Below are 15716 nucleotides of genomic sequence, written 5' to 3' on the forward strand. Positions count from 1 at the left end.
CATGACAGCCACTCCCCTATCCCAAGCCAGCGCATTGGGCGGCGTGCGCATCCTGGACCTGACGTCCGTGGTGTTCGGCCCCTACGCCTCGCAGATACTCGCCGACTACGGCGCCGACGTGATCAAGGTGGAATCGCCCGCGGGCGATTCGACGCGGCATACCGGCCCCGCCCAGGAGCCCGGGCTGGCCGCCATCTTCCTGGGCCTGAACCGCAACAAGCGCAGCATCGTGCTGGATCTGAAGCAGGCGGCGGCGCGCCAGACGCTGTTGACGATGGTGGACCAGGCCGACGTGCTGATGCACAGCATGCGCCCGGCCAAGATGGCCGCGCTGGGACTGGATCCGGACACGCTGTGCGCGCGCAACCCGCGGCTGGTCTACGCCGGCCTGTACGGCTTCGGCGCGGGCGGCGCCTATGACGGCCTGCCGGCGTACGACGACATCATCCAGGGCCTCTCGGGCCTGGCCGACCTGGTGGACCGCCAGACCGGCGCGCCGCGCTACCTGCCCACCGTGGCCGCCGACAAGACTTGCGGGCTGATCGCGGCGCACGCCATCCTGGCCGCGCTGTTCCAGCGCGAGCGCACCGGCGCGGGCCAACAGCTGGAAGTGCCCATGTTCGAAAGCATGGCGTCCTACGCGCTGGTCGAGCATTACTACGGCAGGCACCTGGCCGACGAGCCCGGCGAGGCCGGTTATCCGCGCGTGCTCACGCCCTGGCGCAAACCGTGCAAAACCGCCGACGGCCATGTCTGCCTGATGCCGTATACCGACGCCCACTGGCGCGACTTCTTCATCGCCGCGGACCGCCCCGATCTGGCGCAGGACGCGCGCTTTGCCGACATCGCATCGCGCACGCGGCACATCGAAACGCTCTACGAACTGCAAGCAGGCATCGTGGCCGGGCGCGATACCGCCTACTGGCTGGCGCTGTGCGCGCGCCTGGAAATCCCCGCCGCGCCCATCAACCGCCTGCAGGACCTGGAGGCCGACCCGCACCTGCAAAGCGTGGATTTCTTCGCGCCGCTAGCAAGCGCTTCCGGCAGCCGCTACCGCTTTCCCCGCAACCCGGTACGTCTGCAGCATTCCCATGTGCCGGCCGCGATGCCGCCGCGCCTGGGCGAGCACACGCTGGACGTGCTGCGCCAGGCCGGCCTGGACGACGCGCAAATCGCCGGGCTTCTGGAATCGGGCGCAGCCCGCGACGCGCATCCCTCAACCCCGAACAACCGCAAGGACCCCGCATGACCGCCGACCGCAACGCCGCCGACATCAAGCAGCTTGGCCAGGGCTATTACTGGCAGGACCTGGCCGTGGGCCAGCGCTTTCAGACGTTCCGCCGCACGGTGACCGAAACCGACATCGTCAACTTCATCAGCGTGACCGGCATGCTGGAGACGATCTTCATCGACGCCACCTATGCCCATGGCGCGATCCAGGGACGCCCCGCCCCCGGCGGCCTGACCTACGGCCTGATCGAGGGGCTGATCATGCAGGGCATGGTGCAAGGCACCGGGCTGGCGCTACTGGAAGTCCACAAGAAAATGCTGGCGCCCGTGGTCGCGGGCGACACCATCTGGGCGGAGATCGAAGTCACGAGCATACGCCCCACCTCGCAGCACAACCGGGCAGTGGTCGCCTCGGTGATCGAAGTACGCAACCAGCACGGCAAGCCGGTAATGGCCTACACGGCCACGCGCATGCTGGCCGGCAGGCCCTGAACTTTCATCAGGCGATCAAGCGCCCCATAGAGGGCGCTGGCGCCGGGACGCCATCCGCGTCACAAGAACAGCACAAGGAGACAAGCAATGAAGAAAGCACTGCTGGCAGGCAGCCTCGCCATTCTCGCGCTGGGCGCCGCCGCAAGCGCCCACGCCGCCTGGCCCGAACGCCCCATCACCATGGTGGTGCCCTTCCCGCCTGGAGGGCCGACCGATCTGGTCGCCCGGGTACTGGCCAAGCAGCTGACCGACCAGTTGGGCCAGACCGTCGTGGTCGAAAACAAGGGCGGCGCCAACGGCAACATCGGCATGCAGTACGCGGCTGCCGCCAAGCCCGATGGCTACACCGTGCTGTACAACACCTCCTCCATCGCGCTCAGCCCCAATCTGTACCGGTCGCTGGCCTTCGACCCGGTCAAGGACTTCGCGCCGGTGTCCTCCACGGCGGTGATCCCGCTGGTGCTGCTGGTGCATCCTTCCGTGCCGGCGCCGGACACGCGGACCTTCGTGCAGTATGCGCGCGAGCATCCCGGCAAGCTGTCGTATGGGTCGGCCGGCGCCGGCAACGTCACGCACCTGGGCGCCCTGCTGCTGTTGCGCTCGCTCGAGATCGACGCGGTGCACGTCCCCTATCGCGGCAGCGCCCCGGCCATGACGGATCTGGTCGGCGGGCAGGTGCAGCTCATGACCAATACGCTGAACGATTCGCTGGGCTTCATCCGCGAAGGCAAGCTGCGCGCGCTGGCCGTAACCAGCGGCACGCGCAGCGAGCAATTGCCCGACGTGCCGACGGTGGCGGAAACGGTGGCGCCCGGATTCGAGATGGGCGCCTGGCAAGGCGTGGTGGTACCGGCAGGCACGCCAGCGCCGGTCATCGACAAACTGAACGCCGAAATCCGCCGCGCGCTGCAATCGCCTGAAATGACCAGGCAGCTCAAGGCACAAGGCGCGCAGGCGCTGGGTTCCACGCCGCAGGAATACGCTGCCTACATCAAGAGCGAAATCGCGCGCTGGGGAGAAGTGGTTAAGGCGGCCAACGTGAAGCTGGACTAATGGTTGCTGAAGACAAACGCAAAAACGCTCGCGAACTGAACCGCCCCCAGGTTTTCTAGTTGCACTAACCACCTTTGAACGAACTCACGCGGCGTCAGTCGGCTGAGCGAACAGTGGGGGCGATGATGCCTGCGTAAGCACCCGTGTCAAGCCTTCCACGCTGGGGGACCTTCTTTTATTTCGAAAACTCCTGTGCTTGCGCACTGCACCCGGAGCTCACACCGATATCTCATCTCGTGGATTTCCAAGCTATGAGTTTGAGGAGTTTTGTCCTCGCACGAATTTGGGAAAATAGCTCCCCGCGCCAGAAAGCAGTGAGATGAAGAGAGCAGGATATGCTGGAGGCCGTTGAGTGAATTTTCAGATGTCGACGCGCGCTATGCCACCATGATTGAGAGGCGCGGGTCCATCCTTTTCATTCATCTTGAAAGGACCTACCCATGAAGGACAAACTCTACAACCCAACTTCCGCACATTTATCCCGATTTGCGCCGTTATGCATCACGGTGGCTATGCAGGTATTGCCCTTGTCGTTGGCGCCGATCGTCGCAACGGCTCGGAATTTTGATGCGTCTGCACTTGATGCGGATCAATTCAGTCTGGGAATGGTCGGATTTGCTGGCGGCATATCCGGAGCCGAAAAGGAAATGGCGAAAATTCTCGAAAGACCGGATGCGGATGATTTCTTCTTGTCGGTCATCAATGATGACAACCGGAGCACGGTGGCAAAACTCTATGCGCTATGCGGTTTGAAGAAAGGCAAGAGCACAGCCTTTGGATATGCATTCGAGAAAATTCAGGCCATGAACTCGAGTGTATCTGTCATGCATGGGGATGTTATGAAAAAAGAGAGCGCGGGAGATCTTGCGGTGCAAGTAAAAAATGGTCGTTGCTGATTTCTTCAGAAAAATAGAATGAGAGAAATCTCGGCGAAAGACCTGCTCTTCATCGCCGACGGAATGGATTTATCGAGAGGAAATCGCGGCGAGTCGTTTGGCTTTCTTTGGGTAGCGGCGATGTCAGTGATCGGGCTGCCATGAACCTCCGACTTGCTGTCGGAGGCTGTATTTCCAGGGCTGCCGAACTGGCAGCAAAACTCAGCGGCCGTTGGCCTTGGCCGTGATGCCGTTGGCCGCGCCCATGTCGGTATTGGGCACGTCGCGCAGCAGCACGCGCACGTCCTGGCCGGAGATGCCGATGCTGGCGCACACCGCCTGGTTCAGCGCCGCGATCAGCGCGGCCTTCTTGGCTTCGTCGCGGCCCGAGATCAGCGCGACGTCGACACGCGCCATGGCCTTGCCGATTTCACCGCCCACGATCACATGCGCCGCCGGCACTTCCTGCAGCACGATGCGCACGCTGGGCAGCGGCGCAGCGATGCTTTCAACCACCGCGTTGGATGCGGCCTGCAGCAACGCAGCCTTCTGGGCGGCCGTGTGGCCTTCCATGATCTGGACATTCAAAATTGGCATGACTGATTCCGATGTTCCGAAAAAGGAGAAACCGGCCCAGGCGGCCGGCAAACCATCATATCCGGATCGGGGCGCCGCGGACGGCCGCGCGGCCCCAATCCGGATTAGGGTTTCTCCCTGTCAGGCCGCCTGGTCGCGGCGCTCGGGTTCGGACTGCTCCTGCGCGTCGGCGGCAGCGGCGGCTTCCGCCGCGGGCGCCGTTTCGGCCAGGGCCGGCGTCACCAGCTCCACGACCTTCTTGCGCGACAGCATGCCGATGAACTCATCGTCTTCGCCGGTCACAGCGACCGGCTGGTCGCTGTGCACCAGCTGGGCCAGCACTTCGCCCAGGCCGGCCGTGGCCGGCACGGAAGCCAGATCCTCGACGTAGCGCGAGATATCGCGCGCGCCTTCCTCGATGGCGCGCGTGGCGGCCTCGGCGGTCAGCACGCCGGCCAGCCGCTTGCCGTCCAGCACCGGCGCATATTCGTAGCTCAGGGCGCGCATGCGGTCCATGGCATGGGCGGGACGCGAACGCATGGTCAGGGTCAGGCGCGCCGGGTTCACGGCGTGCGTGGCGTTAAGCACCTTGGTGCGGTTCACGTCCTGCAGGAACGACTGCACATAGTCGTTGGCCGGGTTCAGCAGGATGTCCTCCGGCGTGCCTTCCTGCACCAGTTCGCCGTCCTTGAGGATGGCGATGCGGTTGCCCAGGCGCAGGGCTTCGTCCAGGTCATGGGTGATGAAGACGATGGTCTTGTTGAGCTTGGCCTGCAGCTGCAGCAACTGGTCCTGCATCTCGCGGCGGATGAGCGGATCCAGCGCCGAGAAGGCTTCGTCCATCAACAGGATTTCGGCATCGGTGGCCAGCGCCCGGGCCAGGCCGACACGCTGTTGCATGCCGCCCGACAACTGGTGCGGGTACTGGTTTTCAAAGCCCGACAGGCCCACCTGGTCCAGCCATTCGCGGGCGCGCTTTTCGCGTTCGGCGCGGCCCACGCCCTGCACGGTCAGGCCGTAGGCGGCGTTGTCCAGCACGGTGCGGTGCGGGAACAGGCCAAAGCGCTGGAACACCATGCTCATCTTCTTTTGGCGGAAGACTTCCAGGTCGCGCTTGTTCAGGCTGACCACATCCACGCCATCGACCAGGATGTGGCCGGCGCTGGGTTCGATCAGGCGGTTGAAGTGGCGGATCAGCGTGGACTTGCCGGAACCCGACAGGCCCATGATGACGTAGATGCTGCCTTCTTCGATCGACAGGCTGATGTCGCGCAGGCCCAGCGTGTGGCCGCTTTCGGCCAGCAGCTGTTCCTTGCTCATGCCGCCCTGGGCGGCTTCCAGCCATTTCTTCGGATGCGGCCCGAAGACCTTGTAGATGTTCTTGACCTCGATCTTGCTCATCGCTGGCCTCCCATGCGCATGCGCTGTCCATACGATTGCGTGATCCGGTCGAACAGCACGGCCAGCACCACGATACCCAAGCCCGCCAGCAGGCCGCGGCCTACTTCAAGACGGTTGATGCCGAGCAACACTTCATAACCCAGGCCGCGCGCGCCGATCATCGAGGCGATCACCACCATCGACAGGGCCATCATCGTGGTCTGGTTGATGCCGGCCATGATGTTGGGCAGCGCCAGCGGCAGCTGCACGCCGAACAGCTGCTGGCGCGGATTGGCGCCGAAGGCGCGCGAGGCTTCCAGCACTTCACGGTCGACCAGGCGGATGCCCAGGTCGGTCAGGCGGATCAGCGGCGGCACGGCGTAGATCACGGTGGCGATGATGGCCGGGATCTTGCCCAGGCCGAACAGCATGACCACGGGAATCAGGTACACGAAGCTGGGCATGGTCTGCATCACGTCCAGCACCGGCAGCATGATGGAGCGCAGCCAGTTGACCCGCGCCATCAGTACGCCCAGCGGGATGCCGATGATCACCGACAGGCCGGCCGCCATGATCATGAGCGCCAGCGTCTGCATGCCGGCGTCCCACAGGCCCAGCACGCCGATCACGCACAGCAGCGCGCCCATCGCCAGGCTCAGGCCGATACGGCGGCTGACGCCCCAGGCGATCGCGATCGTCACCGCGACCACCGCCCACCAGGGCGAATTGCGCAGCAGCTGCTCCAGCCACACCAAGGCATGCAGGACGGGCTGGGACAGGGTCTCCAGCGTGTCGGCATAGTTGGTGACCAAGTGATCGACAAAGCCGTCGATCGCCCCCCGGACCTGCCGGGCGGGAATAATTTCAGGAAACATTCGTTCTACTCCATTCTGGCGCACTCACCGCCCGGACCGCGCCCGCATGCCCAGGAATCGGGCGATGCGGCGCAAGCTTGCGGCTTCCAGCTAGAAAACGGCCGGCCATCCCGGCAGCGCCAGCGCATCTCGGTCCGGGCGCGAGCGCCCGGCCGGCGGCCATCCTGGCAAAGGAAACCGGCCCCATGAAGGGCCGGAGCGCGCCGCGACGGCGCGCAGCCAGGCACATGGCGGGTTACAGCGCGCTTTGGACGCGCCCGGCGACGTCGGCGGGGACCCACTTGGTCCAGACGTCGGGTTTGTTCTTCAGGAACCACTTGGCCACGGCGTTGGCTTCGTCGCCGGACTCTTCCATGTGGGCCAGGGTTTCGTTGATCACCGGCAGCGGCACCGAGACCTTGGACAGGAATTCGGTGAGCTTGGGCGCTTCCTCGGAGAACTTGGTGTTCACCGCCGTGAAGACGGGGTTGTCGGGATAGGCGCTGGGCTCGGGCTTGGCGCACTTGGGCGACGTCAGGCACTTGTGCTTTTCGGCGTCGTAGGGCGGCATGTCCAGCTTGACCAGGTCCATCGAACCCACCAGCGGCGTGGGCGACCAGTAGTAGAAGACCACGTTCTGCTTGCGCTTGTAGGCCGACATCAGGGCCGCCTTCTGCGCCGCGCCCGTGCCGGGCGAATACAGGGTGTAGCTGTCGTCCAGCTTCAGGGCGTGGAACAGGTTATTGCTGGTGATCTCGCAGCCCCAGCCCGCCGGGCAGCCGTAGAAGCGGCCTTTGCCGGGCTCTTCCGGATCCTTGAACTTGTCCTTGAACTTCGGCAGGTCGGCCGCGGACTTCAATTCGGGCAGGCGTTCCGCCGTGTAACGCGGGATGTACCAGCCCTCGGCGCCCATGTAGAGATCGCCGATGCGCTTGACCTTGCCGGTCTTCTCGGCGCGGTCCCAGGGATCGGCAACGCTGTTCAGCCAGATCTCGGTATTGATATCCAGGTCGCCGCGCTCCAGCGCAGCCAGGGCGGGCAGGGTTTCGGTCGGCAGGGTCTCGGTTTTGCAACCGTAGCCCTTTTCCATGATGAAACGTTCGACGTCAACCAGGACCAGATTGGATTCCCAGTTCATCGCGCCGAAATTGACCGGACGCTTGATTTCGCACTGGACGGCATCGGCGGCTTGGGCCGCGCCGGCGAAGGCGAAGAACACAGCCGCGGCGGCCAGGGTCTTGACAGGGGTAAAACGCATTGGCTTTTGCCTCCATAGGTTCAGGGACACACGCCAGGCTTGGGCCCGGAGGTGCCATGGAGCTAAGGGGGTTGTGCGGAAGACGGGCAGAACCGCCAATACAAACCGACACTAGCAACAAGACGGTCCGCGAGGGTGCGGCATCTTGCAAGACAGGAGCTTCAAAAACGCAGTTTTTGAAAACCCACAGAAAGTGAACAAACTGAACGAAGAAGCCAGCATCTTAAACGAAATTGATGCTCAACCCAACCCCACCCCGGAATGAATCAGATACATTTCCCGAAAAAATGGTCCGGGATTACCCGCAAGCGCAAGGAGTGAAACAGCGACTTTACCTAGGGGATTTTGATTCAGACGAACAGATACATTCAGTAAACAATAAATTCATATCCATACGCTTTAGCCGCTTCAAACGGGCGGGAAATCGCGGTTCCGGCCAGTGGATGGACGCGTTTCGGACAGTTTTCCGTCGCCAATTCCATTGAAACCGACCATCCTGCGGACATCTGCCGGCCGCTACTCGTTCTTGGCGTACATGTAATCCCGGCGCCAGGGGTAGGCAAGGTCCGGCGGATTGTCCAGCTCGTCGGAGCGTCCTGTCGCCGGGTGCTGTCCCAGGATCTGGTGCAGCGCAATCCAGCCGTGCTCGAACGCCATGGCGCAGCCAGCCAGGTACAGCCGGTAGGCGCGCAGCGAACGCTCGCCCTGCTCGCCGCCCAGGATGCGCGCCGCTTCAGGCAGGCGCGCCTCCAGCGCATCGCTCCAGGCCCACAGGGTGCGCGCGTAATGCGGCCGCAGGTTTTCCACGTCCACCTCTTCCAGGCCGCCGTTGGTCAGGGTTTCCATCACCACGCTGACGTGGGTCAGCTCGCCGCCCGGGAAGATGTATTTCTCGATGAATTCGCCCATGCCGTTGCCCAGCTCGGCGTTGTAGACGCCGGCCGCGGTAATGCCATGGTTCATGATCAGTCCGCCCGGCTTGAGCAGGCGGCGCAGCTTGGCGAAATAGCCTTCGAGCTGGGCCCGGCCCACGTGCTCGAACATGCCGACCGACGCGATCTTGTCGTAGGGCGCGGATTCGTCCAGCTTGCGGTAGTCCAGCAGCTCCATGCGGACCCGGCCTGCAAGCCCCTTCTCCTGGATCAGTTTGCTGACATGGGCATGCTGGTTGCGCGACAGGGTGATGCCGGTGGCGTCCACGCCATAATGCTCGGCGGCCCACAGCAGCAGGCCGCCCCAGCCCGCCCCCACGTCCAGGAACCGTTCGCCCGCACGCAGGCGCAACTTGCGGCAGATGTGGTCCAGCTTGGCCTCCTGGGCCTGGGCCAGCGTCATGCCCGGTTCGCGGTAGTAAGCGCAGGAATAGACCCGGCGCGGGTCCAGCCAGAGGGCGTAGAAGTCATCCGACAGGTCGTAGTGAAATTCGATCTGCTTGGCGTCGCGCTCGACCGAATGGCGCCAGACCGACACCACCTTGCGCACCAGCTCGGTCAGCCAGCCGCCGCGAGCCGCGTCCACCGGCGACCCCGGCAGCAGCGCCGAAGCCGCGGCCATCACATCGCGCATATTGCCCTCGATGTCGATGCGGCCTTCCACATAATCCTGCCCCAGCACGCCCACCGCGCCTTCGGCCAGATGCGCCAGGGCGGTCTTGTCGTGCGTGACGAAACGGACACGGGGTTCGGGCGGCCCCAGCACGGCGCCGTCGGGCAGAACCAGCTGGACCGGGACCGGCAGGGCCTGGAGTTTGCGTTCCACAACAGACAACAAAGGATTCACGACTTCTCCTCTGGAATACGTACGGACCGCAATGACTTTATCGGAAAAAACTTGCAATTTGCTTGTAAGGTTGCCCGTGATACAGTCGTTTACTTGGCCCAAACCGTGCAACAAACCGCATCCGGGCCCTGCCACTGCGCTACCCCGCAATCGACATGCCCCCTTCACAGTCTTTCCGCAGCAGCCTGCCTGGCTGGCTGATACTCATGGGCGCGCTGACCGCGATCGGTCCGTTCGCCATCGACATGTACCTGCCCGCCTTCCCCACGATCGCGGCAAACCTGGGCGTGTCCCGCGGCGACGTCGAACGCACGCTGGCCGCCTACCTGATCGGCCTGGCGATGGTGCAAGTGTTCTATGGCCCGATGGCCGACCGCTACGGCCGCAAGCCGCCGTTGCTCGTCGGCCTGACGCTGTTCATGATCGGTTCGCTGGGGTGCGCGCTGTCCGGATCGGTGGAAGCGTTGACCGGCTGGCGCGTGGTGCAGGCCATGGGCGGCGCCGCCGGCATCGTGATCCCGCGTGCGGTCATCCGCGACCATTACGAAACCCATGAAGCCGCCCGCGCGATGTCGCTGCTGATGCTCATCATGGGCCTCGCCCCCATCCTCGCGCCCTTGGCCGGCGGCCAGTTGCTGGCCATCACCTCGTGGCGCAGCCTGTTCTGGGTCATGCTGGCCGGTGGTGCGATGCTGATGGCCGCCGTCATCCTTATCATGAAGGAATCGCTGGCGCCTGAACGCGTGGTGCCGCTGCGCTGGCACACCATACTGCGCAACTACCGCGACCTGTTCGCGCACCGCGGCTTCATGGCGCACAGCCTGGCCGGCGGCTTCGGCCAGGCTGGCATGTTCGCCTACATCATCGGCTCGCCGCGCGTCTTCATCGAACTCTACGGCGTGCCGCCCCAGTACTACGGCCTGCTGTTCGGCACCAACGCGCTGTCGCTCATCATCTGCTCGCAGATCAGCGCGCGCCTGCTGCGCGCCTACACGCCGCGCCAATTGCAGCGCCGCGCGCTGACCTCGCTGGCCTGCGCCAGCCTGGCGGCGGTCGCGCTGACGCTGGCCGGCTGGATGAGCCTGCCCCTGCTGATGCTGTGCCTCATCTGCTACATGGGCAGCCAGGGCTTCGTCAATCCCAACTCGGCGGCGCTGGCGCTGGCGGACCAGGGCAAGCGGCTGGGCGCGGCTTCCGCACTATTGGGGACGCTGCAATTGTCCTGCGGCGCGCTGGCCGGTTTTGCCGTCAGCGCCTGGCAGACCGACAGCGCCCTGCCCCTGACGACCACGCTGGCGGCCTGCGCCTGCCTGTCCTGGATCTCGGGCCGCGTGGCGCAATCGCACACCACATAGCGTCGCCGCTTGATTTAATTAGGCTTTTCATATTAGAATCTAAGTCTTCACATGAAGTTTCCCGTGCCGAACTACTATGCTTTGTAGTTCAGCACTCTGACCCCAACCGCGCGATGTCTGGCGATTCCTTCCGGGATTTCCAGAAGTTCTTACAAGAATTCAGCGGGTGGCAGGCAGCGGGTATAAGCACTGGGGCGGACCAGACTGGGCTTTGATGGCCATTCCGATCCCCCCTCATCCACTAAGACTGGGTGGCCGGCTTAGGCAAGGTACAGCAGCAGCGTACGAAGCCTCTACAGCCCGGCGGCTAAAACCCTGTCTACCCCCCAAGCGATGCGCGCAAAAGAACGACCTAAAGAGGTGCATCCATGGCACGCGTATGCCAAGTGACCGGCAAAGGCCCGATGGTGGGCAACAATGTTTCGCACGCGAACAACAAGACCAAGCGTCGCTTCCTGCCCAACCTGCAATCGCGCCGGTTCTGGGTTGAAAGCGAAAACCGCTGGGTCCGCCTGCGTGTTTCGGCCAAGGCCATCCGCACGATCGACAAGAACGGCATCGACGCCGTGCTGGCCGAAATGCGTGCCCGCGGCGAACTGGCTTAATCAGCCTCCCCGCCAATCTACATACTAGGAGCACGACATGGCCAAAGGTATCCGCGAAAAGATCAAGCTCGAGTCGACTGCCGGCACGGGTCATTTCTACACGACCACCAAGAACAAGCGCAACATGCCCGAGAAGATGCTGATCAAGAAATTTGATCCGGTCGCTCGCAAGCACGTTGACTACAAGGAAACCAAGCTGAAGTAATTCAGCCGGTTTTCCCGCAAGACGAAAAGGCCCTGCACCGCAGGGCCTTTTTTCGTTTCCGGGCGGGCGCTGCGCGCCGCGCCTGTCTATTGCCCCGGGGCGAAGGCCCATGTTCCAATTGGGCCGCTGTCATCCGCCGCGCCTGCTGGCGCCAGATTCCTTCTCCACGCGATACCTGACATGTTCCGTCCCTGCCTCACTCTGTTGCGCCGCGCCGTGGCGCCGGCACTCCTGGCCCTGGCGCTGACTTCCGCCGCCTCGGCCAAGGACAAGGAGCCGCCCATCCGCATCGGCGAGATCAACAGCTACAAGGCCATCCCCGCCTTCCTCGGCCCCTACAAGAAGGGTTGGCAGCTGGCGCTGGAAGAGGTCAATGCAAGCGGCGGCGTGCTGGGCCGAAAGCTGGAAGTGATCTCGCGCGACGACAACGGCAACCCCGGCGATTCGGTGCGCGCGGCCCAGGAATTGCTGGCCCGCGAAAAGGTCGAGCTGCTGTTCGGCGGCTTTCTTTCAAATACCGGCCTGGCGCTGACGGATTTCGCCAAGCAGCAGCAGGTGTTCTTCCTGGCGGCCGAACCCCTCACCGACAAGATCACCTGGCAGGACGGCAACCGCTACACCTACCGCCTGCGCCCCTCCACCTGGATGCACGTGGCGGCGCTGGCCCCCAAGGCGCTGGCCTTGCGCAAGAAGCGCTGGGCCATCGTCTATCCCAACTATGAATATGGTCAGTCCGCCGTGGCCACCTTCAAGGCCATGATGACTTCGTTCCAGTCCGACGTGGAATTCGTCGCCGAGCAGGCCGTGCCGCTGGGCAAGGTCGATGCCGGCGCCGTGGTGCAGGCCCTGGCCGACGCCAAGCCCGACGCGATCTTCAACGTGCTGTTCGCCGCCGACCTGACGCGCTTCGTGCGCGAAGGCAATACCCGCGGCCTGTTCGAGAACCGCGCCGTGGTGTCGGTGCTGTCCGGCGAACCCGAATACCTGGAGCCGCTGGGCGCCGACACGCCCACCGGCTGGATCGTCACCGGCTACCCCTGGTACGCCATCGACACCCCGGCCAATAACGCCTTCGTCGAAGCCTACAAGAAGCGCTACAACGAAACGCCCAAGGTCGGCTCGGTCGTGGGCTACGCGTCCCTCATGTCGATCGCCCAGGGCCTGAAGGCGGCGGGCGAAGTGGACACGGAAAAACTGGTCGACGCGTTTGCCGGCCTGAAGGTGGACACGCCCTACGGCCCCATCCAGTACCGCAAGATCGACCACCAGTCGACCATGGGCGTGTACGTGGGCGTGACCGCGGTGGAAGACGGCAAGGGCATCATGAAGGACTTCGCCTACATCGACGGCGCCCGCCTGCAGCCGCCTGACGAGCAAGTGCGCAAGATGCGTCCGGCGCACTGATGAGCCTGTCCGGGCTGCTGCTGCAGCTGCTCAATGGGCTGGCGGACGCCAGCGCGCTGTTCCTGGTCGCCGCCGGCCTGTCGCTGATCTTCGGCGTCACGCGCGTGGTGAACTTCGCGCACGGCTCTTTCTACATGCTAGGGGTCTACCTGGCGTGGACCTTCACCAACTACTTCGGCGACGGCGCGGGCTATTGGGCCGGGCTGCTGCTGGCGGCGCTGGCCACGGGCCTCATCGGCGCGGCCGCTGAATGGCTGGTGCTGCGGCGCCTGTACCAGGCGCCCGAACTGTTCCAGCTGCTGGCGACTTTTGCGCTGGTGCTCATCATCGGCGACGCCGCGCTGGCCATCTGGGGGCCGGAAGACCTGTTTGCGGCGCGCGCCCCCGGCCTGTCCGGCGCAGTCCAGATCCTGGGCCGGCGGTATCCCGAGTACGACCTGCTGCTGATCGCCGCCGGCCCCGTGGTGCTGGGCCTGCTGTGGCTGCTGCTGATGCGCACCCGCTGGGGCCGGCTGCTGCGGGCCGCGGCGGAGAACCGCAAGATGCTGGCCGCGCTGGGCGTGAACCAGGCCTGGCTGTTCACCTCGGCATTCACCCTGGGCGCGTTCCTGGCCGGCCTGGGCGGGGCGCTGGCGGCGCCGCGCGTGCCCGCCACCCTGGGCCTGGACCTGGAAATCATCGCCAGCGCCTTCGTGGTGGTGGTGGTGGGCGGCCTGGGTTCGATTCCCGGCGCCTTCCTCGCGGCCCTGCTGATCTGCTCGGTCAAGGCATTGTTCGTGTTCCTGGGACAGGTGCAGATCGGCCCCTGGCTCTTCAATCTGTCCAAACTCACGCTGCTGGCGGAATTCGCCGTGATGGCCGTGGTGCTGATCGTGCGGCCCTGGGGCCTGCTGGGCAAGCCGCCCGAGCCCGCGGCGCACGCCGCCGCGCCCGAGCGCCCGATCGCCCCGGCCGGCCGCGGGCTGCGGCTGGCCTATGGCGCGCTGCTGGCGCTCCTGCTGCTGGCGCCGGTGGCGGCCGCGCACAGTCCCTATCTGGGCATCCTGCTGACCGAAATCCTGATCGCCGCGCTGTTTGCCGCCAGCCTGCATTTCCTCACCGGACTGGCCGGCATGACCTCGTTCGGCCATGCTGCCTGGTTCGGCCTGGGCGCCTATGGCGCCGCGCTGCTCCTGAAGCTGGCGGCCGTGCCGATGGAAGCGGCGCTGCTGCTGGGCCCCTTCGCCGCCGCATTCGGCGCCCTGCTGTTCGGCTGGTTCTGCGTGCGCCTGTCCGGCGTGTACCTGGCGATGCTGACCCTGGCGGTGGCGCAGATCCTCTGGGCGCTGGCCTATCAATGGGATGACGTGACGGGCGGCAGCAACGGCCTGATCGGGCTGTGGCCGTCGGCCTGGCTCGCCCAGGGCCCATGGTTCTATTACCTGACGCTGGCGCTGTGCGTGGCCGGCATCGCCTGGCTGCGCCGCCTGGCGTTCTCGCCGCTGGGCTATGCGCTGCGGGGCGTGCGCGATTCGGCGCTGCGCGCCGAGGCGGTGGGCATGGATACCCGGCGCGTGCAATGGGCGGGCTTCGTGGCCGCGTCCTTTGCCGCCGGCCTGGCGGGCTCGCTCTACGCGTTTTCCAAGGGCAGCATAGCGCCCGACACGCTGGCCGTGAGCCGCTCCGTGGACGGACTGGTCATGGTGCTGCTGGGCGGGTTGCAGACGCTGGCCGGCCCGCTCGTAGGCGCGGCGTCCTACACCTGGCTGCAGGATGCCGCCGCGCGCAGCACCGAGTACTGGCACGCGGTGCTGGGGCTGGCCATCCTGGCCCTGGTCATGGCCTTTCCCGAGGGGCTGGCCGGCGCCGCCGCGCGCCTGGCCGCGCGCTGGAACAGGGGGCGCGCATGAATACCGCCCCCTTGCTGCAAGTCCGCGAACTGCGCAAATCGTTCGGCGGCATCGACGCGCTGGCTGGCGTGTCATTCACGCTGGAAGCCGGCCGGATGCTCGCCCTGATCGGCCCCAACGGCGCCGGCAAGTCCACCTGCTTCAACGCGCTGGGCGGGCAACTGCGGCCCGACTCGGGCTCGGTGCTGCTGGACGGCCGCGAACTGGTGGGCTTGTCGGCGGGCAAGATCTGCCGGCTGGGCGTGGGGCGCACCTTCCAGACCGCCGCCACCTTCCGCTCCATGACGGTGCGCGAAAACGTACAGACGGCGCTGCTGTCGCGCGACCGGCTGCTGCTGAACCCCTGGCGCCGGGCCCCCCGGCACGCGGCCGAGGAGGCCATGGCGCTGCTGTCGCAGGTGCAGATGGCGGACAAGGCGCAGGAGCACTGCGGCACGCTGGCCTACGGGGACGTCAAGCGGGTGGAACTGGCAATGGCCCTGGCGCACCAGCCGCGCCTCTTGCTGATGGACGAACCCACGGCGGGCATGGCCACCAATGAACGCCATGCGCTGATGCGGCTGACGCGCACGCTGGCGGACACCCAGCGCATTGCGGTCCTGTTCACCGAGCACAGCCTGGACGTGGTCTTCAAGCATGCCGACCGCATCGCGGTGCTGGTGCGCGGCAGCCTGCTGGCCGAGGGCGAGCCCGCGCAGATTGCGGCCGACGAGCGGGTCCGCGCGGCCTATCTGGGCACGGAAGCGCCGCAGCCGGCCTGA

General features: G+C 65.3%; 16 protein-coding genes. 11 read left to right on the plus strand and 5 right to left on the minus strand.

Features of this window, described 5'->3' with window-relative positions:
- Position 1 precedes the first annotated feature (1 nt).
- From ACZ5YA_RS12540 to ACZ5YA_RS12560, 5 genes are all read left to right on the plus strand, one after another.
- The gene (locus tag ACZ5YA_RS12540) at positions 2 to 1249 is read left to right on the plus strand and encodes a CaiB/BaiF CoA transferase family protein (RefSeq protein ID WP_280015215.1); all 1248 of its coding nucleotides are present in this window, start codon (positions 2 to 4) and stop codon (positions 1247 to 1249) included.
- Positions 1246 to 1722, plus strand: coding sequence for a MaoC family dehydratase (locus ACZ5YA_RS12545; RefSeq protein WP_192355211.1), 477 nt, complete (start codon positions 1246 to 1248; stop codon positions 1720 to 1722). The genes ACZ5YA_RS12540 and ACZ5YA_RS12545 overlap by 4 nt, the downstream gene beginning before the upstream one ends.
- Positions 1723 to 1809: 87 nt before the next feature.
- Positions 1810 to 2775, plus strand: coding sequence for a Bug family tripartite tricarboxylate transporter substrate binding protein (locus ACZ5YA_RS12550; protein WP_059371757.1), 966 nt, complete (start codon positions 1810 to 1812; stop codon positions 2773 to 2775).
- Between the two features lie 440 nt (positions 2776 to 3215).
- Entirely contained in the window at positions 3216 to 3671 is a 456-nt protein-coding gene (locus ACZ5YA_RS12555; RefSeq protein ID WP_124260409.1) for a hypothetical protein, read from the plus strand.
- Positions 3672 to 3689: 18 nt separating this feature from the next.
- On the plus strand, positions 3690 to 3815 hold the full coding sequence (locus ACZ5YA_RS12560) for a hypothetical protein (RefSeq protein ID WP_262422097.1): 126 nt from the start codon (positions 3690 to 3692) through the stop codon (positions 3813 to 3815).
- 57 nt (positions 3816 to 3872) lie between these two features.
- On the opposite strand, the gene ACZ5YA_RS12565 is transcribed toward ACZ5YA_RS12560, so the two are convergent.
- The 5 genes from ACZ5YA_RS12565 to ACZ5YA_RS12585 all read right to left on the minus strand — a co-directional run bounded on the left by ACZ5YA_RS12565 (position 3873) and on the right by ACZ5YA_RS12585 (position 9497).
- On the minus strand, positions 3873 to 4247 hold the full coding sequence (locus ACZ5YA_RS12565) for a tautomerase family protein (RefSeq protein WP_054451217.1): 375 nt from the start codon (positions 4245 to 4247) through the stop codon (positions 3873 to 3875).
- A gap of 120 nt (positions 4248 to 4367) precedes the next feature.
- A complete protein-coding gene (locus ACZ5YA_RS12570) occupies positions 4368 to 5627 on the minus strand; it encodes a quaternary amine ABC transporter ATP-binding protein (protein ID WP_059371756.1) in 1260 nt (419 codons plus the stop codon).
- Complete coding sequence (locus tag ACZ5YA_RS12575) at positions 5624 to 6481, minus strand: ABC transporter permease (RefSeq protein ID WP_054451215.1); 858 nt, start codon at positions 6479 to 6481, stop codon at positions 5624 to 5626. Before ACZ5YA_RS12575 ends, ACZ5YA_RS12570 begins: the two co-directional genes overlap by 4 nt.
- A gap of 235 nt (positions 6482 to 6716) precedes the next feature.
- Positions 6717 to 7718 carry an ABC transporter substrate-binding protein gene (locus ACZ5YA_RS12580; RefSeq protein ID WP_054451214.1) on the minus strand — a complete coding sequence of 334 codons (1002 nt, stop codon included), beginning with the start codon at positions 7716 to 7718 and terminating at the stop codon, positions 6717 to 6719.
- A 516-nt stretch (positions 7719 to 8234) separates the two neighbouring features.
- The gene (locus ACZ5YA_RS12585) at positions 8235 to 9497 is read right to left on the minus strand and encodes a class I SAM-dependent methyltransferase (RefSeq protein ID WP_118934512.1); all 1263 of its coding nucleotides are present in this window, start codon (positions 9495 to 9497) and stop codon (positions 8235 to 8237) included.
- Positions 9498 to 9703: 206 nt separating this feature from the next.
- Here ACZ5YA_RS12585 and ACZ5YA_RS12590 point away from each other — a divergent pair, with 206 nt between their 5' ends.
- The 6 genes from ACZ5YA_RS12590 to ACZ5YA_RS12615 all read left to right on the plus strand — a co-directional run bounded on the left by ACZ5YA_RS12590 (position 9704) and on the right by ACZ5YA_RS12615 (position 15716).
- On the plus strand, positions 9704 to 10852 hold the full coding sequence (locus ACZ5YA_RS12590; RefSeq protein WP_118934510.1) for a Bcr/CflA family multidrug efflux MFS transporter: 1149 nt from the start codon (positions 9704 to 9706) through the stop codon (positions 10850 to 10852).
- A gap of 368 nt (positions 10853 to 11220) precedes the next feature.
- Positions 11221 to 11457, plus strand: a complete 237-nt coding sequence (gene rpmB / locus ACZ5YA_RS12595; RefSeq protein ID WP_006385639.1) for a 50S ribosomal protein L28 — start codon at positions 11221 to 11223, stop codon at positions 11455 to 11457.
- Positions 11458 to 11494: 37 nt separating this feature from the next.
- A complete protein-coding gene (rpmG, locus tag ACZ5YA_RS12600; RefSeq protein ID WP_003810296.1) occupies positions 11495 to 11662 on the plus strand; it encodes a 50S ribosomal protein L33 in 168 nt (55 codons plus the stop codon).
- Positions 11663 to 11842: 180 nt separating this feature from the next.
- Positions 11843 to 13066 (plus strand): ABC transporter substrate-binding protein, encoded by a 1224-nt coding sequence (locus ACZ5YA_RS12605; protein ID WP_059371754.1) that lies wholly within the window; start codon positions 11843 to 11845, stop codon positions 13064 to 13066.
- The gene (locus ACZ5YA_RS12610) at positions 13066 to 14955 is read left to right on the plus strand and encodes an ABC transporter permease (protein WP_464092624.1); all 1890 of its coding nucleotides are present in this window, start codon (positions 13066 to 13068) and stop codon (positions 14953 to 14955) included. Before ACZ5YA_RS12605 ends, ACZ5YA_RS12610 begins: the two co-directional genes overlap by 1 nt.
- Positions 14952 to 15716: an ABC transporter ATP-binding protein gene (locus ACZ5YA_RS12615; RefSeq protein ID WP_464092625.1), complete on the plus strand. Its 765-nt coding sequence runs from the start codon at positions 14952 to 14954 to the stop codon at positions 15714 to 15716. The genes ACZ5YA_RS12610 and ACZ5YA_RS12615 overlap by 4 nt, the downstream gene beginning before the upstream one ends.

Source organism: Achromobacter sp. JCM 18799, from assembly GCF_055395645.1.

Bases quoted from the DNA above. Each gene is read 5' to 3' on its own strand.
- ACZ5YA_RS12540 (WP_280015215.1), top strand. From the start codon at position 2: ATGACAGCCACTCCCCTATCCCAAGCCAGCGCATTGGGCGGCGTGCGC.
- ACZ5YA_RS12545 (WP_192355211.1), top strand. From the start codon at position 1,246: ATGACCGCCGACCGCAACGCCGCCGACATCAAGCAGCTTGGCCAGGGC.
- ACZ5YA_RS12550 (WP_059371757.1), top strand. From the start codon at position 1,810: ATGAAGAAAGCACTGCTGGCAGGCAGCCTCGCCATTCTCGCGCTGGGC.
- ACZ5YA_RS12555 (WP_124260409.1), top strand. From the start codon at position 3,216: ATGAAGGACAAACTCTACAACCCAACTTCCGCACATTTATCCCGATTT.
- ACZ5YA_RS12560 (WP_262422097.1), top strand. From the start codon at position 3,690: ATGAGAGAAATCTCGGCGAAAGACCTGCTCTTCATCGCCGACGGAATG.
- ACZ5YA_RS12565 (WP_054451217.1), bottom strand. From the start codon at position 4,247: ATGCCAATTTTGAATGTCCAGATCATGGAAGGCCACACGGCCGCCCAG.
- ACZ5YA_RS12570 (WP_059371756.1), bottom strand. From the start codon at position 5,627: ATGAGCAAGATCGAGGTCAAGAACATCTACAAGGTCTTCGGGCCGCAT.
- ACZ5YA_RS12575 (WP_054451215.1), bottom strand. From the start codon at position 6,481: ATGTTTCCTGAAATTATTCCCGCCCGGCAGGTCCGGGGGGCGATCGAC.
- ACZ5YA_RS12580 (WP_054451214.1), bottom strand. From the start codon at position 7,718: ATGCGTTTTACCCCTGTCAAGACCCTGGCCGCCGCGGCTGTGTTCTTC.
- ACZ5YA_RS12590 (WP_118934510.1), top strand. From the start codon at position 9,704: ATGGGCGCGCTGACCGCGATCGGTCCGTTCGCCATCGACATGTACCTG.
- rpmB (WP_006385639.1), top strand. From the start codon at position 11,221: ATGGCACGCGTATGCCAAGTGACCGGCAAAGGCCCGATGGTGGGCAAC.
- rpmG (WP_003810296.1), top strand. From the start codon at position 11,495: ATGGCCAAAGGTATCCGCGAAAAGATCAAGCTCGAGTCGACTGCCGGC.
- ACZ5YA_RS12605 (WP_059371754.1), top strand. From the start codon at position 11,843: ATGTTCCGTCCCTGCCTCACTCTGTTGCGCCGCGCCGTGGCGCCGGCA.
- ACZ5YA_RS12610 (WP_464092624.1), top strand. From the start codon at position 13,066: ATGAGCCTGTCCGGGCTGCTGCTGCAGCTGCTCAATGGGCTGGCGGAC.
- ACZ5YA_RS12615 (WP_464092625.1), top strand. From the start codon at position 14,952: ATGAATACCGCCCCCTTGCTGCAAGTCCGCGAACTGCGCAAATCGTTC.